The 22,388-nt window shown below is 72.8% G+C and carries 20 protein-coding genes and 1 pseudogene; 13 read left to right on the top strand and 8 right to left on the bottom strand.

Going from position 1 to position 22,388, the window contains the following annotated elements; all coding sequences use genetic code 11:
* The first annotated feature begins 268 nt into the window (after positions 1-268).
* The 5 genes and pseudogenes from ACQP04_RS35510 (at position 269) to ACQP04_RS35490 (ending at position 6,230) form a co-directional block, all read left to right on the top strand.
* Positions 269-1,414, top strand: a complete 1,146-nt coding sequence (locus ACQP04_RS35510; protein WP_433504800.1) for a hypothetical protein — start codon at positions 269-271, stop codon at positions 1,412-1,414.
* 459 nt (positions 1,415-1,873) lie between these two features.
* Positions 1,874-2,902, top strand: a pseudogene (locus ACQP04_RS35505) (MBL fold metallo-hydrolase); the annotation flags it as partial.
* A complete protein-coding gene (locus ACQP04_RS35500) occupies positions 2,815-3,855 on the top strand; it encodes an alkyl sulfatase dimerization domain-containing protein (RefSeq protein ID WP_433508501.1) in 1,041 nt (346 codons plus the stop codon). The pseudogene ACQP04_RS35505 and the gene ACQP04_RS35500, both read left to right, overlap by 88 nt.
* A gap of 16 nt (positions 3,856-3,871) precedes the next feature.
* Complete coding sequence (locus ACQP04_RS35495) at positions 3,872-4,528, top strand: GAP family protein (RefSeq protein WP_433504799.1); 657 nt, start codon at positions 3,872-3,874, stop codon at positions 4,526-4,528.
* Positions 4,512-6,230, top strand: coding sequence for a SulP family inorganic anion transporter (locus ACQP04_RS35490; RefSeq protein WP_433504798.1), 1,719 nt, complete (start codon positions 4,512-4,514; stop codon positions 6,228-6,230). Before ACQP04_RS35495 ends, ACQP04_RS35490 begins: the two co-directional genes overlap by 17 nt.
* Before the next feature lie 525 nt (positions 6,231-6,755).
* Here the strand turns inward: ACQP04_RS35490 and ACQP04_RS35485 are convergent.
* From ACQP04_RS35485 to ACQP04_RS35460, 6 genes are all read right to left on the bottom strand, one after another.
* On the bottom strand, positions 6,756-7,487 hold the full coding sequence (locus ACQP04_RS35485) for an anti-sigma factor domain-containing protein (protein ID WP_433504797.1): 732 nt from the start codon (positions 7,485-7,487) through the stop codon (positions 6,756-6,758).
* Entirely contained in the window at positions 7,468-8,127 is a 660-nt protein-coding gene (locus tag ACQP04_RS35480; protein ID WP_433504796.1) for an RNA polymerase sigma factor, read from the bottom strand. Before ACQP04_RS35480 ends, ACQP04_RS35485 begins: the two co-directional genes overlap by 20 nt.
* A gap of 83 nt (positions 8,128-8,210) precedes the next feature.
* Positions 8,211-8,882, bottom strand: a complete 672-nt coding sequence (locus ACQP04_RS35475) for a class F sortase (protein WP_433504795.1) — start codon at positions 8,880-8,882, stop codon at positions 8,211-8,213.
* Between the two features lie 43 nt (positions 8,883-8,925).
* Positions 8,926-9,744, bottom strand: coding sequence for a DUF4397 domain-containing protein (locus ACQP04_RS35470; RefSeq protein WP_433504794.1), 819 nt, complete (start codon positions 9,742-9,744; stop codon positions 8,926-8,928).
* A 436-nt stretch (positions 9,745-10,180) separates the two neighbouring features.
* Positions 10,181-10,594, bottom strand: a complete 414-nt coding sequence (locus ACQP04_RS35465) for a hypothetical protein (RefSeq protein ID WP_433504793.1) — start codon at positions 10,592-10,594, stop codon at positions 10,181-10,183.
* Positions 10,595-11,103: 509 nt separating this feature from the next.
* The gene (locus tag ACQP04_RS35460) at positions 11,104-12,069 is read right to left on the bottom strand and encodes an RNA ligase family protein (protein WP_433504792.1); all 966 of its coding nucleotides are present in this window, start codon (positions 12,067-12,069) and stop codon (positions 11,104-11,106) included.
* Positions 12,070-12,533: 464 nt separating this feature from the next.
* Here ACQP04_RS35460 and ACQP04_RS35455 point away from each other — a divergent pair, with 464 nt between their 5' ends.
* The 3 genes from ACQP04_RS35455 to ACQP04_RS35445 all read left to right on the top strand — a co-directional run bounded on the left by ACQP04_RS35455 (position 12,534) and on the right by ACQP04_RS35445 (position 14,763).
* The gene (locus ACQP04_RS35455) at positions 12,534-12,704 is read left to right on the top strand and encodes a hypothetical protein (RefSeq protein ID WP_433504791.1); all 171 of its coding nucleotides are present in this window, start codon (positions 12,534-12,536) and stop codon (positions 12,702-12,704) included.
* 255 nt (positions 12,705-12,959) lie between these two features.
* Positions 12,960-14,219 (top strand): FAD-dependent monooxygenase, encoded by a 1,260-nt coding sequence (locus ACQP04_RS35450; protein WP_433504790.1) that lies wholly within the window; start codon positions 12,960-12,962, stop codon positions 14,217-14,219.
* A 187-nt stretch (positions 14,220-14,406) separates the two neighbouring features.
* Positions 14,407-14,763 (top strand): hypothetical protein, encoded by a 357-nt coding sequence (locus tag ACQP04_RS35445; protein WP_433504789.1) that lies wholly within the window; start codon positions 14,407-14,409, stop codon positions 14,761-14,763.
* Here ACQP04_RS35445 and ACQP04_RS35440 read toward each other — a convergent pair.
* Both ACQP04_RS35440 and ACQP04_RS35435 read right to left on the bottom strand, forming a co-directional pair.
* Positions 14,700-15,608: an alpha/beta fold hydrolase gene (locus ACQP04_RS35440; RefSeq protein WP_433504788.1), complete on the bottom strand. Its 909-nt coding sequence runs from the start codon at positions 15,606-15,608 to the stop codon at positions 14,700-14,702. The genes ACQP04_RS35445 and ACQP04_RS35440 overlap by 64 nt on opposite strands.
* Before the next feature lie 236 nt (positions 15,609-15,844).
* The gene (locus ACQP04_RS35435) at positions 15,845-16,765 is read right to left on the bottom strand and encodes an amidohydrolase family protein (protein WP_433504787.1); all 921 of its coding nucleotides are present in this window, start codon (positions 16,763-16,765) and stop codon (positions 15,845-15,847) included.
* Positions 16,766-17,031: 266 nt separating this feature from the next.
* On the opposite strand from ACQP04_RS35435, the gene ACQP04_RS35430 reads away from it, so the two are divergent.
* The 5 genes from ACQP04_RS35430 to ACQP04_RS35410 all read left to right on the top strand — a co-directional run bounded on the left by ACQP04_RS35430 (position 17,032) and on the right by ACQP04_RS35410 (position 22,335).
* The gene (locus tag ACQP04_RS35430) at positions 17,032-18,138 is read left to right on the top strand and encodes a plasmid pRiA4b ORF-3 family protein (protein WP_433504786.1); all 1,107 of its coding nucleotides are present in this window, start codon (positions 17,032-17,034) and stop codon (positions 18,136-18,138) included.
* Positions 18,139-18,269: 131 nt separating this feature from the next.
* Positions 18,270-18,503, top strand: coding sequence for a hypothetical protein (locus ACQP04_RS35425; protein WP_433504785.1), 234 nt, complete (start codon positions 18,270-18,272; stop codon positions 18,501-18,503).
* Positions 18,503-19,162, top strand: coding sequence for an SWIM zinc finger family protein (locus ACQP04_RS35420; protein ID WP_433504784.1), 660 nt, complete (start codon positions 18,503-18,505; stop codon positions 19,160-19,162). The genes ACQP04_RS35425 and ACQP04_RS35420 overlap by 1 nt, the downstream gene beginning before the upstream one ends.
* Positions 19,159-19,371 carry a hypothetical protein gene (locus ACQP04_RS35415; protein WP_433504783.1) on the top strand — a complete coding sequence of 71 codons (213 nt, stop codon included), beginning with the start codon at positions 19,159-19,161 and terminating at the stop codon, positions 19,369-19,371. The genes ACQP04_RS35420 and ACQP04_RS35415 overlap by 4 nt, the downstream gene beginning before the upstream one ends.
* A gap of 219 nt (positions 19,372-19,590) precedes the next feature.
* Entirely contained in the window at positions 19,591-22,335 is a 2,745-nt protein-coding gene (locus ACQP04_RS35410; protein ID WP_433504782.1) for a LuxR C-terminal-related transcriptional regulator, read from the top strand.
* The last annotated feature ends 53 nt before the right edge of the window (positions 22,336-22,388 follow it).

Below are 22,388 nucleotides of genomic sequence, written 5' to 3'. Positions count from 1 at the left end.
ATCGAGCGCGGCGAGCTCGACCCGACGCGGGTCATCACCCACCGGCTGCCCCTAGGAGGCACCGCGCGGCTACGACATCTTCAAGAACAAGCAGGAGGACTGCGAGAAGGTCGTCCTCACACCCTGATGGGGCTACCGCCCGGGGAGGGTGGCGGGCGGGTCCGCCCTGCCACCAACCAAGTCGCCGTTGCCCCGGAAGCGACGCGTGCATCAGGGGGCGCGCGCGCATCGGAGGCGCCAGCGCTTCGACGAGCCAAGGAGGGGCGCCATGGACGACCGAGCACGTGACCGTTCGCCCGACTGGGCGGGCGGCGGCGGGTCCACCCGAGAGGGGCAGCCAGGCGGCCGCCGGGTCCGGGTCGGCCTGTTGGCCGATCCCGGTGTGCCTACCGATCTCGCCGCCGCCCTCGTACCCGACCTGTCCGGGGTGCTGGCCGCGCAGGTCGACGACGCGACCGAGTGGGTCGTGAGCAGCGAGACCCGCGAGATCCCGCTCGACGAGCAGGGCCTGGTCCCGCTGGAGTCGCTCGCGCGGGAGCACCGCGAGCGCCAGGAGTGGGACGTCATGATCGTGGTGACCGACCTGCCCCGCCGGGTCGGGACTCGCCCCGTCGCCACCGTCCTGGTCGGGCGCGCGCGCAGCGGGATGGTCTCGCTGCCCGGGCTCGGCGCGCTGCGCGTGCGCCGGCGGGCGCGGCGGGCCATCGTCCACCTCGTGCGGGCCCTCACCGGGAACGAACACCGCTCCGACGGCGAACGCCCCCCGGAGATCCCGCGGTTGAGCCCGCTGCGCCACATCAGCGCCGAGGAGGACACCGACGCACATCTCGCCCTGGTCGGTCCGCGCGGCAGGCTGCGGCTGCTCGCCGGGATGGTGCGCGACAACCGCCCGTGGCGGCTGGTCCCGCACCTGTCCAGCGCCACCGCTGCGGCCGCCGCGACCGGCGCCTACGCCATCGTGACCACGAGCTTCTGGATGATGGCGGCCTCGCTGTCGCCGCTGCGGCTGCTGCTCATCTCCGTGGTCGCGATCCTGGCCATGGCGACCTGGCTGATCGCTTACAACCACCTCTGGGACCGCCCGGACGACCGGGACGCCCGGGCCAAGGCGGTGCTCTACAACGCCGCCACCGCGATCACGATGATCTTCGGCGTCACCTGCATGTACGTGCTCCTCTACCTCGCCGGGCTGCTCGCGGCGCTCGCCTTGATCGATCCCGGCTACTTCTCCTCGCAGCTGCACCGACCCCCCTCGTTCGGCGCCTACCTCAAGCTGGTGTGGCTGGCGAGCTCGGTCGGCATCGTGGCCGGGGCACTCGGCTCCAGCCTCGAGAGCGAGGAGGCCGTCCGGAAGGCGACCTACGGCAGACGGGAGCTCGAGCGGCAGCGCGGCAGTAAGGCGAGACCAAAGTAGCTGCAGCGATCACGCCGATTGCCGGCCGGACTGCGGCGACGGCGATGTCTCGTTCCGGGTGGAACCTACAGGGGCTCACGCAGACGAGCGCGACCGCGTGGCCTCCTTCGTGGTCTCCAACTGGATCCCGTCATGCTCCTGATGCCTCATCGCGTGCCGCTGAGCTGCGCTGATGTGACTGGTTCCTGTCCTGGCCCCGCAGAGGAGAATTCTCGTAATGCGTAGGTCTGGGGTTCGACTCCCCAAGGCGGCTCCATTTACGCAGGTCAGAGGCTTGTGAAGAGCCCCGGTTCACCGCCGTGACGACTGTGTGGCCTCTAGTCGACCCATCGTCGCTGGTCAGGGCGCTACGGCGTGGCCTCCCCGAGTGTGCGTGGGTCATTGCGTGCACCAGTGGCATGAGTGGGCCAATGCCGTCCGCCCAGGCTGTGACGGCCATTGGTCCACTCGGTGTCTGGGATGCCGGTTCCGGCGGCGGGAAGGAGTGAACGGTGGCCGCTCGCGCGTGGCGACCTTCTCCATTCAAGCGGTCCGGAGATTCGTGCGCTCCAGGAGCGCGATCACCCCGTCCGGGTGACGCCACGCCGTCGGAGGGTTTGCGACGGTCCGTCCGCATCCGGACTCGTGACGCGGAGGGGCAGCGTGCCTGCTGATCTGACCGACCTGGCCGATTTCGATAATGCGAACAGGGGTCTGGTCGCGCGTCTGGAGCCCGGGGTGATCACCGCCGCGGACGGCAGGGTCGTGTACGACGCCGACGCGTACACCCGGGCGACGGCCGGCGACTGTCCCGACACGGTTCATCCGAGCCTGTGGCGGCAGAGCAAGCTCACCGCTATCCAAGGATTGTTCGAGGTCACCGAGGGCATCTACCAGCTCCGTGGCATCGAGCTGTCGAACATGACCCTGGTCGAGGGCGACACGGGAGTGATCGTGATCGACCCCGCGGTGTCGGCCGAGGTGGCCGCGGGCGGGCTCGCGCTGTACCGCACGCACCGCGGTGACCGGCCGGTGACGGCGGTGATCTACACCCACTCCCACATCGACCACTTCGGCGGCGTGCTCGGTGTGGTCAACGCCGACACCGACGTCCCGATCGTGGCGCCGGCCGGCTTCCTGGAGCATGCGGTCTCGGAGAACGTCTACGCCGGCGCCGCGATGCTGCGCCGCGGCATGTACCACACCGGGATGGGCCTGCCGGTCGGTGCCGCCGGCACGATCGGGGTCGGGCTGGGGCCGGGCACGTCCACGGGTTCCGTGGGTCTGCTCGCGCCCACGCTGGACATCACCTACACCGGCCAGCAGGAGACGCTCGACGGGGTCCGGATCGACTTCCAGATCACCCCCGGCACCGAGGCGCCGTCGGAGATGAACTTCCACTTCCCCGACAAGCGCGCGTTGTGCCTGGCCGAGAACGTCACCCACAACCTGCACAACCTGCTGACGCTGCGGGGCGCCGAGGTCCGCGACGCGCGCAGCTGGTCGCGATACATCAGCGAGGCCATCGACCTGTTCGCCGACCACACCGACGTCGCGTTCGCCTCGCACCACTGGCCGACCTGGGGTGCGGACGCGGTCGTCACGCTGATGACCGAGCAGCGCGACCTCTACGCGTTCCTGCACGACCAGACCCTGCGCCTGATGAACCAGGGCCTTGTCGGCAGCGAGATCGCCGAGGTGATCGAGATGCCCCCGGCCCTCGACGCCGCGTGGCACACCACGGCTACTACGGCTCGGTCAGCCACAACGTCAAGGCGATCTACCAGCGCTACCTCGGGTGGTACGACGGCAACCCGGCGCACTTGTGGCAGCACCCGCCCGAGGCCGCCGCCGACCGGTACGTCCGGATCATCGGCGGGATCGACGCCACGGTCGCCCGGGCGCGCGAGTTCGCCGACGCCGGGGACCTGCGTTTCGCCGCCGAGCTGGCGAGTCACGCCGTGTTCGCCGAGCCCTCCCACGACGCCGCTCGGGCCCTGCTCGCCGACGTGTTCACCCGGCTCGGCCACGGGGCCGAGTGCGGCACCTGGCGCAACAACTACCTGACCGGCGCGCAGGAGCTGCGGGGCATGGTCGTGACCGCCGGGGTCAGCTCGGCCGGCATGGTCTCGGCACTGACCATCACCCAGCTGTTCGACAGCCTCGCCATCCGCATCGACGGGAAGCGCGCGTGGGATGCCACCGCGTCGGTCCGCTGGCACTTCACCGACACCGGCGAGACCTACCGGATGGACCTGTCCAACGGGGTGCTCACCCATCATCCGACGACGCGGACGGCACCCGCCGACCTCGTCGTCACCCTGACCAGGGCTCAGCTGCTGGGCATGCTCGCCGGAGCCGGGCCCAACGGCGTGCAGTTCGACGGAGACCCGAAGACCTTCGCCATGATCGTCGGGTTCGCCGACGATCCCGACCCGAGCTTCGCGATCGTCACGCCTTGAGCGGCCGGGATCGACGATGGGCGCGGTGATCGGCGAGGTCCTGCCGCTGGCGTTCGGTGTCGCGGTGTCCCCGATCCCGATCATCGCCGCGATCCTGATGCTGTTCTCGGCACGGGCGGGGAGCACCAGTACGGGGTTTCTGCTCGGCTGGGTGCTGGGGGTCGTGGTCGCCACGTCCGTCTTCACGGTGCTGGCGGGCACGCTGCAGACAGGGGGCGAGCCGTCGGCCCTGGCGTCGTGGATCAAGATCGGTCTCGGTGTGCTGCTGGTCCTGGTCGGGATCCGCCAGTGGCGCGGCCGGGGCGGGCACCACGAGGCCCCGAAGTGGATGGCCGCCATCGACGACTTCACCTTCGCCAAGGCTCTCGGTCTCGGCTTCCTGCTGTCCGCCGTGAACCCGAAGAACCTGATCATGGCCGCGGGTGCAGGGGTGATCATCGGCTCCACCGCGGTGGGCGTGGGCGGCGACGTTGCCGCGGTCGCGGTGTTCACCGTGATCGCGTCGTCGACCGTGGCCATCCCGGTGATCGCCCACCTCGTCGCGGCCGAGCGGATGAGCGGGCCTCTGGAGTCGGCCAGGAAGTGGCTGCAGGACAACAACGCGGCAGTGATGGCCACGTTGATCCTGGTGATCGGTGCGGTGCTGGTGGGCAAGGGTGTCAGCGGGCTCTGACGGCGGGACCTGGCCGGTGTTCGGGTCCTTGCGCGGCTACCGGAAGGCCTGGTTCAGACCCGACGTGGTGGCGGGGCTGACGGTCTGGGCCGTCCTGGTCCCGGAGGCGCTGGCGTACGCGACGATCGCCGGGGTGCCGCCGGTGGTGGGCCTGTACGCGGCGGTGCCAGCGCTCGTCCTGTACGCGGCGGTGGGCAGCTCCCGGCACCTCGTGGTCGGGCCGATGTCGGCCACGGCCGCGCTGTCCGCCGCGATCGTCGCCCCACTGGCCGCGGGCGACCCGGCTCGGCTGGTGGCGCTGACCGCAGCGCTCGGGCTCGTCGTCGGGGTCCTCGGAGTGCTCGCGGGCCTCATCCGGCTCGGGTTCATCGCCTCGCTCATCTCCGAGCCGGTGCTGAAGGGGTTCATCGTCGGGCTGGCGTTGACGATCGTGATCGGCCAGGTCCCGACACTGCTGGGCGTGCCGAAGACCGGCGGCGACTTCTTCGAGCAGCTCTGGGACACGATCTCCCACCTCGGCGACGTCGACGGGCTGACGGTGCTGGTCGGCGGGGCGAGCCTGGCCGCCGTCCTCGTCCTCCGGCGGTGGCTGCCGGTGGTGCCGGGCTCGCTCGTCGTGGTGGTGCTGGCCATCGCCGTGACCGCGGCGTTCCACCTCGACACCCGGGGTGTCGACATCGTCGGGCCGATCGAGCCGGGCCTCCCTACGGTCGGGCTGCCCACCGGAATCGGTCCGGACGGCTATCTGGGTCTCGTCGGGCCGGCGGTGGGCGTCCTGCTGGTCGGGTTCGCCGAGGGACTCGGCGCGGCGAAGACGTACGCGGTCAAGGCGGGCTACGAGGTGTCCGCGAACCACGAGCTGGCCGGCCTGGGGGCGGCCAACCTCGGCGCCGGACTGTGCTCGGGGATGGTCGTCAACGGCAGCCTGTCCAAGACCGCGGTCAACGGTGCCGCGGGCGCGCGGACCCAGGTCAGCGGTCTGGTGGTGGCCGTACTGACGGTGCTCACCCTGCTGCTCCTGACCGGACTGTTCGAACGACTCCCCGAGGCGACCCTGTCCGCGGTCGTCATCGCAGCCGTGGTCGAGCTCGTCGACGTCGCGTCGCTGCGACGGCTGTACCGCGTGTGGACCGTGCGGTTGGGCAGCATCTACGGCCTCGCCGCTCGGGCCGACTTCGCCGCCGCGATCGCCACGCTGCTCGGCGTCCTGGTGTTCGACACCCTGCCCGGGCTGTTCATCGGCATCGCGGCGTCGATGACGTTGCTGCTGTACCGGGTGTCTCGCCCGCACGTCGCACGGTTGGCGAAATTGGGAGACGTCTGGCTCGATGTCGACCGTCAGGACGGGCACCATCCGGACCCACGCAACGTCGTCGTCCGGGTCGAGGCCGGACTGTTCTTCGCCAACAGCGACCACGTCCGGGCTCGGATAGAGCGCCTGTGCGAGCCCGAGACCCGGGTCGTCGTCCTGGACGCGGAGACCAGCCCGTTCATCGACATCACTGCCGCGCAGATGCTCGCCCAGCTGGCGGGCTCGCTGCGCCGGAACGGAATCGACCTACGCATCGCCCGCGACATCGGCCAGGTCCGCGACGTCATGCGTACCGCCGTCCCCGAAGCCTTCCGGCACGGCGTGTTTCACACCGTCGACGACGCCGTCGGTGCGGACGGGGCACCGGGCGAACAGGCGGCACCGCCCTGACCCGCTCGACCGCAGGGTTCGCCACTCGTGAAGGACACCCTCGCGACGGCCACGCCTTCGCATCCACGGGTCATGACTGTGACCCTCGGTCCGGACGACCCGGCTCCTCAGCCCTTCGCCTTCTCAAGTCGATGCACGATGGAGCGGCTGACTTCGGGGCCTCCTTCGTGGCCTCCATCTGATTCCTGTGATGCCACTGGTGCGTCGTACGATCCTCTGAGCTGCACTGATGCGACTGTGTCCCGTTGTCCCCGCCGGACCTCGACTGCTCCGAACTCGCCGGGCCGTACACGATCACCGGCTCCGACCCGCACCGCCCAGACGCCGACGGGGCGGGAAGGGTTGCGATGAACGTCGCCGGGTAGGGCATCTGCCGACGAGCGCCGCGAGCGCCCGTCGAACGAGCGTCCACTGCCGGCGCCAACAGATCGTGATCCGGGAGAGAAGCCGGGGTTCTCCCGGCCCAGCGCGCGGCGACCGGAAGCGTCGTGACCCGGGAACCCGCGCTCTGCCCAGATCCTCACGCTAGGTGGTGCGGCCCCGGACCAGGCTCTGGCCGGAGTGGCCGGGGTCGCCGTCGAAGTGCTCGACCGACACGTCGACCGTGTCCAGGACGTCGAGCGGGAGGTCCGGGGGCAGCACGAACCGGCCCGTCCAGCGGTCCGGGCCGTCGGCGGTGAGCCCGCCCAGCGCGTAGAGCCGGGTGGCGCCCTCGTCCATCAGCCAGGCCTCCAGGTAGCCGCCGGACGGGACCGACCCGCGCTCCAGCGCCACCGTCAGCACCCGGCGCCCGCCGATCTCGGTGAGGCCGGTGCTGCCGGTCGTCCCCGAGCCGGGGTCCAGCGCGACCAGCGGCACGGTGCCGGGCGCGTCGGGGACCTCCGGGTCGCCGGGGCCCAGCGTCAGCCCGAGGCCCACCCCGCCTGCGAGCCCCACGACCAGCGCGGCCGCGGCGAGGAGCAGGGGGCCGCGGCGCCGGGAGGGCAGCGTGATGACGGTGCCGGGCCCGTCCGGGGGCGCCGCGGGGCCGCCGGACAGCTCGGGGCCGAGCTCGCCGACGACGCGTTCCCACACGGCGGGCGGCGGGTCCTGCAGCGGCCGGTCGGCACCCTCGCGGGCCAGCTGCGCGGTGCCCCGCAGCGCCTCGACCTCGGCCCGGCAGGTGGGGCACCCGCGCAGGTGCGCGTCGGTCCCCGGATCCGGGTTCCGGTTCGACAGGGCGGCGGCGACGAGCTCGTCAGGCCCCGGGTGCCGCACCGCCCGCCTCCCATCGTCGTCGCATCCGGTCCACCCCGCGTCGGAGGTGGCTCTTCACCGTGCCCAGCGGGAGCCCGGTCACCGAGGAGATCTGCTGCTGGGTGAGGTCGTCGTAGAAGGCCAGCCGGACCACCCTACGTTGCGTCTCGGGCAGCCGGTCCAGCTCGTCGGCCACGACGACGACGTCGACGACCTGCTCGGGCCGCGGCCCCACCGGGGGTGGCGGCCCCGCCCGCACCGCCCCCTCGGCGGCCGCCCGCTCCCGTTCGCGCAGGGCCAGCCGGTCGGCGATCTGCCGCCGGGTGATCCCGATCAGCCAGGGGCCGAGCCCGCCGCGCTCCGGGTCGAGGCCGCCGCGGCCCCGCCAGGCGCGCACGAAGACCTGCTGGGTGACGTCCTCGGCGTCGTGGTGGCTCTGCAGCACCCGCAGCGCGACCGTGTGGACCACCCGCGCGTGCCGGTCGTAGGCCAGGCGCAGCGCCTCCGGGTCCCCGGCGCGCAGGCGGAGGGCGATCTCCCCGTCCGGGCCCTCCGCCGCTGCCGACCCGGTCGCCCCGGTCGCCCCGGTCGTCGGCGGCCGCCCGGGATCCGCGGCGCTGTGCGGATCCCGCGGCGCGCCCGGCGGCAGGATCTCCGTCATCCCGGTGCCCGTCGGCGTGTCACCGGACGAGCATCGCAGGGCTGGACGAACCGGGCATCCCGACGACGACGCGGCCGGCGTGCTCACGACGTCCCCGCCGGCTGTGCCGCCGGCGCAGGGAGGGGGCCGAGCGGTACGGCCGTGACCACGACGTTGTCCCGGTACGACCGGGTCCCCCGGTCGAACGGCCCGCCGCACGTCACCAGAGTCAGCCGGGGCGGGCCGTCCCGGGCGAACAGCTCGCCCGCCGGGAGCGCCTTCTTGTCCACCGCACGCACCGCGCGCACCTCGTACCGGACCGCCGGGGCCGCGGAGCGGCGGATGGTGACCACGTCGCCCGGTTCGAGCCCGGCGAGATCGTGGAACGCGCCGGGCCCCTGCTCCCGGTCGTCGACGTGCCCGGCCAGCACGGCCGAGCCGGTGCCGGCGCCCGGGGCCCGGCCGAAGCGGTACCAGCCGACCGTCGCGACCTCCTGCGGTACGCCCATCGCCCCGGTGGCGTCCACCCCCACCGGCAGCACCGGCGCGGCCAGCAGCGTCCGCCCGGCCCGGTCGACGGTGAGCCCCATCGGTTCGGCGGCGACGGGTGCGGCCGCTCCGGGGTCCCTCGCCGGGGCCGCGTCCGGACCCGGGACGACCGGGCCCGCCGGCGGGGGCACCGGAGCGGGGGCGGCCCGGAGCGCCCGGGCCACCCCCGTCCCGGTGAGCAGCGCGAGCCCCGCGACCAGCGCGAGCAGGGCCGCGACCCCTCTCACGACCCGACCCCGACCGGACCCGGGGCTCGCGTGCGCGCCACGGTCAGGAGCGCGCGGCGCGCGTGCGGCGCAGGCCGACCGCGCCGGCCCCGACCAGCGCCAGGCCGGCGGCCGCGCCGATCGCCGGCCATCCGCCGTCGCCCGCCGGGGCGCCCGACGGGGCTCCGGCCGGGACGCCGGCCGGGGCGCTGTGCAGGCCGTCGACGGTGAAGGTCACCAGTTGGAGGTTGTTCGCCTGCAGCGAGCCGATCGCGTGCACGAAGGTCGCGGTGCCCTCGGCCAGGGTCAGGTCGGCCGGGCCGAGCACGGGCTCGGTCGTGCCCGCGGCGGCGACCGCGGCGGACAGGGTGCCCGCCGGGACCTCGGCCGCGGCCTGGTTCGGGTTCGTCAGCCCGGTGAGCGCCGGGCTGCCGTTCGCCAGCACGTCGACGGCCGGCGCGGCGGCGGTGTGCCGGACGACCAGCCGGGCCTGCCCGGCCGGCACGGCCGAGACGTCGTCGACGAACGGGGTGACCGTCGGGGCGCCGTTCGCGTCGAGGTGGGCAGCGAGTGTGACGTCGCCGCCGGCCGGGACCTCCGCCTGCGTGGACAGCAGCGGCGCGCCGGAGCCGTCGGCCGCGTCGGCCGGGAAGAGGGCCACGGTCCTGGTTCCGGCCGGCAGGTCGACCGGGCCCGCGGCGGTGCCGGGGGCGAAGCCGTCGAGGGCGCGCTGCCCGTCGACGTAGACGTCGACCGGGGTGTCCGGGATGCCGTGCACGACGTGCACGGTGCCGGTCTCCTGGGCGGTCGCGGCCGGGGCGGTCGCGACGGCGGCGGCGCACGCGGTGAGCAGTCCGCCGAGGGCGAGGGTGAGGCGTCGCATCGGATCTCCTCGTGAGGGGGTCGAACCCGCGGGGCCCTCGTCGACGAGGCCCGGCCGGCTCCTGACATCCCGCACTACCGGTGCACGTCCCCCCGTGGATGCACCTCGGTTGAAGAAAGTCTGGCGCGATTTGTCGAGCGTCGGCTCGCTTCCCAGCCGGTGATCGAGCAGGGGCATCTCCCCGCGCTTGAAGGATGAGCGTCACTGTGCGTTCGCACCGTCGGTCAACCGAACCCCTGGCCGGAGGGTCCCCTGCTGTCCCTCGATCGACCGACGCGCGTCTTACGTCGTGGGCGCCGTCGTGGGTGGGTACTGTCCCGGAGCATGCCAGCAAGGCTGGCGTCTGACCCGCCCAACGCCGGATCACAATCGTCCGAACGATCAGCGCCGAATACCGCCGGTGCGAGGCAGCCTGACGGCAGGCGCCGAGCAGGAGCTACGGGGGCAACATCTCCACGCTCCACCGGCGGAAGTGCAGGAGGGCGTACCCATTCGCCGAGCGCAGGATCTTCACGACCTGCGCCTGCTGCCCGTCGCCGCGCACCGGGACGTAGATCACGTGGCGTCCGGCGTTGAGCGCGCGTTCATGGACCTGGAGCGCCTCGCCCTCGAACACCCCCCGCTGGAGGAACCGCACGAACCGAGCGCCCGGCCCATGCTTGGTGCCGGCGGGGTCCAACAGGCGCGCCCCCTCCGGCCCGCTGAGCACGTTCACCTTCGTCACGTCCAGCCCCGCCTGCCGGAGGCCGTCGACTGCGGCCTGGACGTCTGCGTCGTCGTCGAGAACCGCCACGACCCGGCGCTGCGGGTAGAGGTAGAAGCGCCGCTCGTTACGACGGGGCTGGCTCATCGATGGCCTCCTTCGTCCCGGTACGGGGGCAGCGCGGCGTACCCCGGCCGACGACCGCCAACCGCAGCTGTCGTCGCTGCTGGCTGTGTCCCACCAGTACGGGGCCCTACGGACCGCCCACCGGGATTCCGCAGCAGCGTGAGTCATACCCGCCACAGCACGTCTACCCGCCGCCTGCTTACACGCCGCCACAGCCTGCGTATGGGCCGCCTGGAGCCGCCGAAACGGAGCAAGCGCCCTCGCTCGTCGGCGCCTTCGCTCTTGCTGCCGGACTGATCCTGCTGTTCGCGGCCGACGCTGTGCTCAACGGCGGCTCCGGCTCGAGCTCACCGCCCACGGCATCGGCGCCTCATCAGGCGGCGACGACGGCCGCGACACCGGTCACGGCAGGTACCGCGGCCGGGGCCGTGCGCACCGAGCAGGTCTACGTCGACCTGCTCAAGAGCTACGGGTGCAGCCGGACGTGATCAACGGGTGCCGTCACGACGTCCCGCCACCCGGCAACGACCTCAGCTGACGTCGTCGATCGTCAGGTCGTTCCGCACGCGCACGAAACGCACGGCGTGGCGCCACCGCTCGTGCTCGTAGGCCGCGTCGACGTCAAGCTCGACCACGACCGCTGGTCGCACCTTCTCGTACTCGACCGGCATGCTCGGCCGCTGCCCGAACCGGGCTGACGGGATCACGTCGGGCCACGGGTGGCTTTCCTCGCCTGCTGCAAGAAGAGGGACGAGTTCCGTACGCGCGGTCCGGGATAATGCCGTGGTCCGTCCCGACACCCGGAGCCGTCCACGAAGGTCTCGTCGCCCGACGATCAGCGCCTCCGGCTCCTCCAGTGAGCCCAGCACTCCGCCGACGACCGCCTCGGCCGTCATCCGTGTCTTCACCTTCCGCCATGACCGGCCGCCGGATCGGTACGTCTGGTCGACGCGCTTCGCGACGACGCCCTCGATGCCCGACGCCGTGTGCTGGAGCATCCACTGCCTCGCGACCCGGATGTCCGGGGACATCGGCATCAGGACGAGGCCGTGCGGAAGGCGCTTCTCGAGTAGCTTCTCCAACCGGCGGCGGCGTTCGCTGAACGGCTCGCCGCGTCGATCTTCGCCTTTGCTCGCCAGGAGATCGAAGACAACAAACGCCGCCGGTCGCTGCATGGCCAACTGCGAAGCGCGTGACGCCAACGGGTGGATGCGTTGCTGCATCGCCGTGAAATCGAGCCGGCCCTCGTGCCACGCGACGAGCTCGCCGTCGAGCACGACGTTCTCGCCCAACTCAGCGACTGCCGCCGTGATCTCCGGGAAGTACGTTGTGAGCGGACGGAGCTGACGCGACTGCAGCCGCACCTTGCCACCCGACGCGTGCGCCAGGCAGCGGAAGCCGTCGAACTTCGGCTCGTAAATCCACTTCTCCCCGACGGGAAGCTCGGCCGCGGTCACGGCGATCATCGGCCGAAACGGGTAGGGCACTGGGCTCACTGCAGCACAGTAAGCAGGTCACGCAGGGCTGCGAACATCCAGACTGACAGTGACCCCGTCTGCGCGTTGCGGCTCGCCTAGGGAGTTCTTGAATTCGACAGTTCGAGCCGACGCCTTCAGCGCTGCGTTCACCGGGCGGGGCGATGGAAGATCCTCTTCTGGTCCGGGCCTTGCTCACCGCAGCGCTGGGCTGCGCAGCTCGGTGGTCTCGCTGCCCGGGAGAGCTGGGCCTTGTGACGCTCGTCCGCAGGCACACCGGGCCTGTCCGCGGAGCCGATCGCGGTCGATCGGCTCCCCGGGGCCTTGCCGGGTGGACGCGGAGGTGGCCGACCAGTCGTCTGCGGACCAGCTCGGCAAGCGGGGCATGCGAAGCACAGGCCTGCCCCGGCGACGGACTCGCTGACACCCGGTGCCTTCAGTCGCTGCACGCGACGGTCGTGGACCCGGAGAACGAGGGCTTCGAGGTGGCCGGTGTCGACTCCACGACGATGGCTCATCTGATGAGCTTCCCGCTGACGGTGCTTCCGGATCTCTGGGATCGGATGATCACGGCGACGGCACTGCACCTGCGAGTGCCGGTGGTGACCGAGGACCGAGCGATCACCGCTGCCGGCGGCGTGGAGACGATCTGGTGACTGACGTCGAGTCCCCATGCCCACCGGCGTGGGGCCTCCCCGGACTATGCCGTGGCCTCCTTCGTGGCCTCCAACTGATTCCCACGATGCCGTCGATGCGTCGTCGCGAGCCGCTGAACTGCAGCGATGCGACCGATACCTGTCGCGAACCGTGGACGACAATTCTCGTAATGCGTAGGTCTGGTGCCGAGCAGGCGATGATTTTCGGGTCCCGCCGACGTCTTCCCCTCGACGAGTCGACGAAAGGGGGCACCGGTGAGCGGTATCAGGGTGTTGGTGGCGGGGGCGAGCATCGCGGGGCCCGCGCTCGCCCACTGGCTGAGCCGACGGGGTGCCGAGGTGACCGTGGTGGAGCGGGCTCCCGGGCTGCGTCCCGGTGGGCAGGCGGTGGACGCGCGGGGGGTGGCCAAGGAGGTCATCCGCCGGATGGGGCTGGACGCGGCGGTGCGCGCGGCCTGCACCGACACCGCGGGCGCCTACACCGTGGACGTGGACGGGAACGTGCTGGAGACCTACCGCGCGGACGACGACGGCGGCGACGGGTACATCTCGGAGATCGAGATCCTGCGCGGGGATCTGTCCCAGGTGCTCTACGACGACACCCGTGACAGCGTCGAGTACGTCTTCGGTGACCGGATCGCCGAGCTCACCCAGGACGCGGACGGCGTCGACGTGGTCTTCGCGGGCGGCGGACGGCGGCGCTTCGACCTGGTGATCGGGGCGGACGGGTTGCACTCGGCGCTGAGGGGGATGGTCTTCGGGCCGCGCGAGCGGTTCGTCCGCCACCTCGGGCTCGTGCTGGCCTTCTACAGCGTGCCCAACGAGTTCGGGCTGGACCGCTGGCTGATCGACTACCAGGAGGCCGGGCGGTCCGCCGGGCTGCGGCCCGTCCAGGATGCCACCCGGGCGATCGCGATGCTCTCCTTCCCCTCTCCCGACTTCGACGTGGACCACCGGGACGTCGCGGCCCAGAAGCGGCTGCTGCGCGAGCGGATGGCCGGCTTCGGCTGGTGGACCCCGCGCATCCTGGCGCACCTGGACGACACCCCGGACTTCTACCTCGACCAGGTCGCCCAGGTGGTGATGGACCGCTGGTCGAGCGGACGGGTGGGGCTGCTCGGGGACGCGGCGTTCAGCTCGTCGCCGATGTCCGGGCAGGGCACCGGGCTGGCCCTGGTCGGCGCGTACCTGCTGGCCGGGGAGCTGGCCGCCGCCGAGTGGGACCCGGAGGTCGGGTTCGCGGCCTACGAGGAGCGGATGCGCCCGTTCGTCGAGGCCAACCAGGAGATCGGCCGGATGCACGTGCAGAGCCTCGAGGCCCCCGCACCGGATGCGGAGCCGGCCCCGGAGCCCGACATGGAGGCGCTCATGGCGCTCGTCGAGCGCGCGATCAACGGGATCGAGCTGCCCGACTACGCAGGGGTGCCGGACTCCGGGGCGCCGGCCGGACCGTCGGTCGGGGTCGTCCGCGAACAGCGCAAGGGAGAGTGGTCCTCCAGCACCCCGCGCTCATGAGAAGCCAGGGCCAGCATCGGCTGCATGGGGGAAGCCCCAACCGATAGGGCGCGGGACAGCAGCTCCGGACACGGCACCGCCGCGGGACGGCCCCCAACGGCATCGGTGCCGTGGCCGCGGTGGCCCCCGGGGCTGCTGCGCCGGACGCCGGAGGCGTCGAGCTTCCTGCATGGACCAAGGCCCTGGGGTGGTGCGGCACAGCCTGATCTACGCGCTGATCTGTGCAGTGAGCATCATCAGCCGCGGCTTTGCCGGGCTGGGCAGCGACGCGGCGCACACCATGTTCGCCTTCGCCGCGAACCCCGTGGTCGGGCTGAGCGTCGGCACGCGAGAACAGGCCCTGCAGGCGGCCTTCGTGCATCTGGTCTACAACTTCGCGATCGTCGTGATCTACGTGATACCGCTCCTGCGTCCCGTACCGCTGTTCTGCGCCCAGAAACTGGCCCGCGTCGCGTCCGAGCACAGGTGGGTCCTGGCCGTCTACCTCCTCACGGTCTTCATCGTGCTGCCCGCCCTCGTCATCATCGTGGTAGGCGTGCTCTGAGCCTGGATCCGTGGATTCGAGGGCACGGGTTGCTGCCCGCAGGTGCTCCGCTCGGGGTCCGTGGCGAGGCCGGCGGCCCGGCGGACCAGCTGCACGATTGCCCCGGGCACGTCGGACTGCGGGGCGTGGCCTGCGCCGAGCAGCGGGACGAAGCGGGATCCGGCGATCAGCCAGAGGTAGCGCGGCGTCTGACCGGCGGCGATGACGTCGGCGATGCCCTGCGCGAGCACGACCGGGCAGGCGATGCGCTCCATGCCGGTCGGGACGTCGGCGAGGATCGCCCACCACAGCAGCCGCCAGAAGTCCGTCGACTCCGCGAACCCGGCCTTCAGGGCGCGGGCCTCGACCTCGCCGGCCCGCCACGGCGCCGCCCGCAGGCCGGTGAACAGCGCGGTCCGGCCGAGGACCGACCGGGCCATCCCGTCGAACCGGGGTGCGGCGGCCTGCAGCGCCAGCCGGGCGAGGCTCAGGAGCGCGCCCTGGTAGATCCGCTCGGGCAGGAGGTTCAGCCCGGACGGGGCGATCGCGACGACCGACCGCGCCCGCCCCCGGCTCGCCAGCTCGAGCGCCACCCGGGCGCCGAGGGAGTTGCCCAGGAGGTGCACGCGACCGACGCCGAGCGCGTCGAGGTCGGCCTCGATCACGTCCGCGATCACGGCGACGGTCGGACGGCCGCGGAGCGCGGGTGACCCGCCGTGGCCGGGCAGGTCGGGCGCCAGGACGGCGTACCCGGCGTCGAGCTGCGGGCGGACCGCGGCGAAGTCGTCGTGCGTGCTGCCGATGCCGTGGAGCAGTACCAGCGGCTCGCCGGCGCCGCCGCGGTGCCAGGACAGTCGGAGGGTCACGGACGGCGGGTACCCGGCTCCGGCCCGGCCACCGCCCTCTCCGACGGGGGTCACAAGGCCGCCGACATGGACGTGCGTCCCGACCACGGCGAGGAGACCTCCCTCCACGGAGGATGCCGTCGCCTCGGCCTGACCCGGCGAGGAGGGGCCCGCGGCGCCCGGCGCTCCGGTCGCCGTGGCGCGGCACCACCGGTGAGGCCCTCGTGGCGTCCAACCAGTTCCCGCGATGCGGCGTGTCAGGGAACGCGGTACTGGCGGCGTGCGCAGCCGCCGAAGAACTCGTCCTGCTGGTGGTCGGCCAGGTCGGCCAGGATCCCGGACAGGGCGTCGAGCAGGGCCTCGACGCTCCACAGCAGACCGTCCACGGGCAGGTGGGTGGCGAACATGCAGCGCTCGGGGCCGAAGGTGTCGACCGCGCGGCGCACCCAGGGCTCGATCTTCTGCCGGGAGGGGCCGAAGATCAGCGCGAGGCCCTGGAGCTTGAGGGTCACGTTGGGGTGTGCGGCGGCGAAGTCGAGTCGTTCGGCCCAGCGGGCGAACCCCTCCGGGGAGCGGTCCAGCGGCCAGCCCGCGGCCTCCAGCACGATCGGCGTGTCCGGGAAGGACCGGAGGAGCTCGGCGGTGTCGGGGATCTGTGCGTCGTAGACGAGCAGGTCCCACGTGAGGCCCTCGGCGGCGATCTGCTCGAACCCCGCGAGCCATCGCGGATCGGTGAGGAAGCCGGGGCGCGCGCCGAGCCGGCGCAACGGGTCCTCGGCCCAGTAGAGCGGCTGGCGGACCGCGTGTACCACCGGCAGGTCGCGGTAGCGCACCAGCGTCTCGGTCAGCGCAGGGCTCGCGAGGTCGACGCCGGCGATGAAGGCGCTCGGTCCGCTGCCGGCGTCCGCGAGCTGCTGGATCCAGGTGGCCTCGGCGACCGGGTCGACGGCGCCGAACTCGCAGGCGACCGAGCCGGCCAGTGGCACTGTGGACATGTCGTCGGCGTAGTCGCCGCGGCCGTAGTCACGGGCGCAGTCGTAGTAGTTGGACAGCAACGCCTCCAGCACCTGACTCCGGTCGCAGATCCACGCGTAGCTGATCCCGGCGACGTCGAGGAGGTGGTGGTGGGCGTCGACGACCTCGCGTCGCCCGTCACCGTGCCCGGCGGCGCCGTTCACCGTCGTCCCCCGGCAGCACGTCCCATCCGGATCACGGTCGCTCCTCCGGTCCGTGGCGCGAGGCTCGACGCACCCGAACCCACTCGCGCACTCCGCACGGACCGTTACGCACGTCCGTCGTCGAGTCCGGAGTACGCCTCCTCCGGGTGCGCCAGGAATGCCGGACCCGACTGTGCGGGGGACCCCGGGGCCGACGTGCTGAACCTGTCGCCCGACCCTGAACCCGCATCCCTCCGCGCACCCGGCGACGGCGGTACCGTCCGCCCATGCGGACCACCCGGCTGCGGATCAGCATGCGCGACGTCGAGCCGGCCGTCGTCCGCGTGATCGACGTCCCTGCGGTGGGGTCGCTCGCGGAACTGCACGAGCTGTTCCAGGCGGCACTCGGCTGGACGGACAGCCATCTGCACCAGTTCACGGCCGACGGGGTGCGCTACGGGCTCCCGGACCCGGACGGGCACGACCTGGCGGTGCAGGACGAGGCGACGACCCGGCTGCGGGATCTGCCCCCTCGGTTCGAGTACCTCTACGACTTCGGCGACGGCTGGGAGCACGACGTCGAGGTCCTCGGACGTGGTGACGAATCCCCGGGCTGTGTGGAGGGGACCGGGCCCTGCCCGCCGGAGGACTGCGGTGGTCCGCCGGGCTACGAGGACCTGCGGCAGGTCCTCGCCGACCCTCACCACGAGGAGTACGGCGAGCTCCGGAGGTGGGCGGGTGAGCCGTCGACATTCGATCTCGAGGCGACGAGCCTGCTGCTCCGGCAGACGGTCGGTGCGGTCCCGGAGAGCGTCCGGTTGCTGCTCGACCTGCTGGAGGGTGGGGTTCGGCTCACGCCGGGCGGGCGCCTGCCGCGCTCGGTCGTGCGGACGGTGCAGGAGCACCGCCGCGAGTGGTATCCCCTGGACCGACCCGCGTCCGTCGAGGAGGACCTGTTCCCGCTCCCCGTCCTGCACGACATCCTGCGCGGAGTCGGGTTGGCCCGGTTGACCCGCGGCGTGCTGAGCCCGACCCGCGCCGCCGCTGACGATCGGGAGGTCGTCCGTCGGCTGCGCACATGGTTCGATCCGGACGGATTCCGCAGCAGGCTCGGCGTCGTGGCCGTCGCGGTCCTAGCGGCGTCCGGTCCGCTGCCGAGGGCCGAGCTGGTCCGCCGGGTCGAGCCGCTGATGGGCGACGGGTGGGCCGTCGAGGGGCGTCCGCTGGTCACCGCCGACCACGACACGCTGCTCGTCGGGATGGACGCCGAACTGCGGGCCCTCGACCTCGTCGCTGGGGACTGGAAGACCTGGGAGGCGGGCCCGTCGGCACGGACGCTGTTGCCGCGGGCGACCAGGCTGGCGGACCTGTGGACCCACCGACCGGTGTGGTGAGACGGGTGGAACGGCGGGAGTGGACACGGCAACTGAGCGGCGCCGTCCACCGCCGGGACGGGGCTGCCGTGGTCGGGCTCCTCCGCGCGGATTCCGGACCGCTCCCGCTGTGGCAACTCATCGGGGACGGTGTGGCGATCGCGCTGGCGCAGCAGACCGCCGGCGCGGCGCAACTCGCCGCCGACTGCGCGGCAGCGCTGCGAGAACGGGACCGCGGCCGTGGTGCCTTCCGCCGCTTCGCCGACACGCTCCGGCGTGGGCGGGAGGACGAGCTGAGCCGATGGTTCGAGTTCACGGACGAGCGCAAGCGGGGTCGGGCCCGGGCCTGGCTGGCCGACGTCGGGTATGGGGCCGTGGGGCACTGATGCGCCTCGACGACGGCGAGGTCCAGCGCATGGCCGACCCTCGCACGCTGCAGCGTGGCCGCGAGTATGCCCTCGGCGGTGCTGTCGGCCGGGGACACGTCGCCGACGGCGTGTGTGCCACCGTGATCGGCTCGGATCGCTACGCCGTCGAGCTGGACCGGGAGCCGGACGGCCGGCTCGGCTTCCGCTGCTCGTGTCCGGTGGGCGCGTCGGGCGCATTCTGCAAGCACTGCGTGGCGCTCGCGCTCGTGGTGTCCGAGGCCCCGCACACCGTCACGGACCCGAGGCGCTACCTGGAGGGCCTGGGACAGGACGACCTGATCGAGATCATCCTCGACGCCGCGGGCCGCGACGAGGTCCTGCACACCCGGCTCGCCGCGGCCGCCACCGACCCGGACTCGCCCGAGGCGCTGCGTAGCATCCTCTTCGACGCGATCGTCCCGAGCGGATTTGTTCCGTACCGGGAGGCATTCGGCTACACCCAGGTCGTCGACGCCGTCCTCGACCGGGTGGAGGCCCTCCTGGACGCGGGCTATGCGGAGCTGGTCGTCGAGCTCACCGAGTACGCCGTCGACTGTGCCGAGCGGGCGGTCGAGTTCGTCGACGACGCGGACGGCCTCTGGCCCGCGCCTGCCGAGACCGACGGCCGGCCCAGGTGATCCCGCTGTACCAGCGCGAGATCGAGTCCGCGGTGGGGCGCAAGAACAACCACGGCTACGCCGAGGCCGTGGCGCTCCTCGGCGAGGTCGAGGAGCTGTTCTCCGCTGCCGGGGACGCCGCCGGGTTCACGGACTACGTCGCGACCGTGCGTCGTGCACACCGACCCAAGCGGAATTTCATGGCCCTGCTCGCCGCCCACGACTGGTAGTCGTACGACGACACGACAACCGGGCGAGCTCACCCACGTCCCTACCCGACATGGTCGACGACCGGAGCAGAGCCATCGCCCGTGAGAACGGTGTGGGTGGTGGGCGTAGTCGAGGATCGGCTCGGGAGCGAGCGCTCTCGGGCGCGCCCTTGACACGATCGACGGGTCGGCGCACGGTCACGGTTGGGGGGAGAGACCGCTCATGGTGGTGCAGTCCCGGTGACCGGATCCCGTGGCTCCGGCACGGTGGGCACGGGCGCCGACCGCGACGTGTTGCTGGCCACGAAGCTCCGGCCGCCTCCCCTGCGGGACGGGTTCGTCGCCCGGCCACGGGTGTTCGCCTCGTTGGCCGATGCGGTGAGCCGGGAGCTGGTGGTGGTCTCCGCGCCGGCCGGGTTCGGCAAGTCCAGCGCGATCTCCGAGTGGGCCGCCCGCTGCGGGACACCGGTCGCCTGGTTGTCGCTGGACGACGCCGACAACGACCCGGTCCGCTTCTGGCGTCACGTCGCGGCCGCGCTGGACGTCGCGCGGCCGGGCCTCGCCGCGGCGGTCGCCGCGCGCTCGGGTGGGCTGTCCACGCCGTCGTACCACGCGGCCGTCGCGGCTCTGGTCAACGAGCTCGCCGAGAGCGCCGAGACGGTCGTGCTGGTGCTGGACGACTACCACGTCGTCGACTCGGCCGCGGTCCACGCCTCGCTGACCGACCTGCTCGAGCACCTCCCGGCGGCGTTGCGACTGCTCGTGGCCACCCGCGCCGACCCTCCGCTACCGCTGGCGCGGATGCGGGCGCGCGGCCGGCTCGCCGAACTGCGCGCCGAGGACCTGCGGTTCACCGTCGCGGAGTCGGGAGCGCTGCTCGGCGCCGCCACCGCCCGCTCGGTGCCACCGGAGGCCACCGCGGCCCTCGCGGCCCGTACCGAGGGCTGGGCGGCGGGGCTCCAGCTGGCCGCGTTGTCGCTGGCGCGCCGGACGGACGTGGAGCGCTTCGTCGCCGAGTTCTCCGGCAGCAACCGGTTCGTGCTCGACTACCTGACGGAGGAGGTGCTCGACGGCCAACCGGCTGACGTGCGCCGGTTCCTGCTGGAGACGTCGGTGCTGGAACGGCTGTCGGGGCCGTTGTGCGACGCGGTCCGCGGGCGCGACGACAGCCAGCAGCTGCTCGAGCAGATCGAGCAGGCCAATCTGTTCCTCCACCCGCTCGACGACGTCCGCCGATGGTGGCGCTATCACCACCTGTTCGCCGACCTGCTCCGCGCCCGGCTGGCCCGCGAGCAGCCCGGCCGCGTCGTGGTCCTGCACCGCGCCGCCGGCGACTGGTACGCCCGGCACCGGCTCGCCGATCAGGCGGTGCACCATCTCCTCGCGATCGGCGACCACGAGCGGGCCGCCGACATCGTCGGCGAGCACGCGGAGACCCGGTTCCGGCGACGGGAAGCGGCGACCCTGTACCGGTGGCTGGCCGCGCTGCCGGACGAGCTGCTGCGCCTGCGCCCCCACCTCTGCGCGACGAAGGCCCTCGCGGCGCTGGTCAGCGGGCGCGTCGAGGAGGTCGAACCGCTGCTCGCCGAGGTGAAGGGCAGCCCGGACGCCGGGCCCGGGCTCGGTCCGGTGCCCGCCGTCGTCGCGCTGGTCCACGCCGAGCTCGCCCTGCGGACCGGCAGCGGCGGGGCAGCGGTCCGGCACGCCCGCGACGGTCTCGCCCTCGTGGACCGCGCGGACGGCTACCTCGAGTACTTCCTGCGCTACGACCTGGCGGCCGGGTTCCTGCTCGAGGGTGCGGCCGATGCCGCCGAGCCGCTCCTCGACGAGCTCGTCGTGCACCCGTGGGCCGCGCGCGCCGACCCGTTCTTCGCCGCCCGCACGCTCTCCCTGATCGGCTGGATGCGGGTGGTCCAGGGCCGCCTCGACGAGGCCCTCCGGATCTACCGCAGCGCCCTCGACACCTGGGCCCGGCCGGCCGACCGGACGCACCTGCCGGACGCGGGCGTCGCCCACGCGCGTCTGGCCCAGATCCTCCACCTGCGCGGCGAGCTGGACGCGGCCGCCGAGCAGGCCGAGGCCGCCGTCGAGCTGTGCCGCCGGCTCGGCCGTCCCCGCTGGCAGGTCACCGCGCTGGTCGTCGCGGCCCGGGTCCGGCACGCCCGCGGTGAGCACGACCGGGCGACCGAGGCACTGGACGAGGCGGGAAGGCTCGCGGCCGGGTCCGGTGTCGCCGCGCCCATCGCGGCGTCGGTGGGTGTTCAGGCGGCCCGGATCGCGCTCGCTCACGGACGGGTCGACGAGGTCGCGCAATGGGCCCGGGCCCGCGGCCTCGCCCCGGCCGACGAACCGCACTGTCCGCGCGAGCCGGAGTACCTCCTCCTGGCCCGCGTCCTCGTCCGGCGACAGTCGCAGCAGGCCGTCGAGCTGCTCGGCCGGTGGCACGACCTGGCCGAGGCCCAGCACCGCACGGGCAGCGTCGTCGAGATCCGCGTCCTCCAGGCGCTGGCCCACGCGGAGCTCGGCGACCGGGCCGACGCGGCGACGCTCCTGGTCGAGGCGCTCGCCCTGGCCGCGCCGCACCGTCAGCTGCAGGTGTTCGTCGACGAGGGCGCCGCCGCGGCCGCGCTGCTGCGCGAGCTGCTCGTCGGCCGGCGGCTGGAGCGGCTCGACGGCGGCCGGGCCGTCCCGCAGGCCTTCCTGTCCGCCCTGAGCGCGGCGTTCGACCGCAGTGGCCACCCGCTGCTGCCCGCCGCCCGGCGCGGCGCGGTCGCCGCCCCCGGTCTGGTCGAGCCGCTCACCGCCCGGGAGAAGGAGATCCTCTCCCTGCTGGCCGACGGCCGGCCCAACCGTGCCATCGCCGGGGAGCTGGTGATCTCCGTCGACACCGTCAAGCGCCATGTCACCCACGTGCTCGACAAGCTCGCCGCCACCAACCGCACGGAGGCGGTCGCCCGGGCTCGCGCTCTCGGGCTGCTGTCCTGACGTGGCGGTGGTGGTCGCGAGATGCCACCGTGTGTCCCACCTTCGCGTGATCC

It is taken from the genome of Pseudonocardia halophobica, from assembly GCF_050948485.1.
GTDB lineage: Bacteria > Actinomycetota > Actinomycetes > Mycobacteriales > Pseudonocardiaceae > Pseudonocardia > Pseudonocardia halophobica.
This window is presented reverse-complemented; position numbering and strand designations above follow the sequence as displayed.

Coding starts and splice junctions, on each gene's coding strand:
- ACQP04_RS35465 (WP_433504793.1), bottom strand. CDS start 10,594: ATGAGCCAGCCCCGTCGTAACGAGCGGCGCTTCTACCTCTACCCGCAG.
- ACQP04_RS35420 (WP_433504784.1), top strand. CDS start 18,503: ATGCGCCTCGACGACGGCGAGGTCCAGCGCATGGCCGACCCTCGCACG.
- ACQP04_RS35470 (WP_433504794.1), bottom strand. CDS start 9,744: ATGCGACGCCTCACCCTCGCCCTCGGCGGACTGCTCACCGCGTGCGCC.
- ACQP04_RS35430 (WP_433504786.1), top strand. CDS start 17,032: ATGCGGACCACCCGGCTGCGGATCAGCATGCGCGACGTCGAGCCGGCC.
- ACQP04_RS35495 (WP_433504799.1), top strand. CDS start 3,872: ATGGGCGCGGTGATCGGCGAGGTCCTGCCGCTGGCGTTCGGTGTCGCG.
- ACQP04_RS35480 (WP_433504796.1), bottom strand. CDS start 8,127: ATGACGGAGATCCTGCCGCCGGGCGCGCCGCGGGATCCGCACAGCGCC.
- ACQP04_RS35510 (WP_433504800.1), top strand. CDS start 269: ATGGACGACCGAGCACGTGACCGTTCGCCCGACTGGGCGGGCGGCGGC.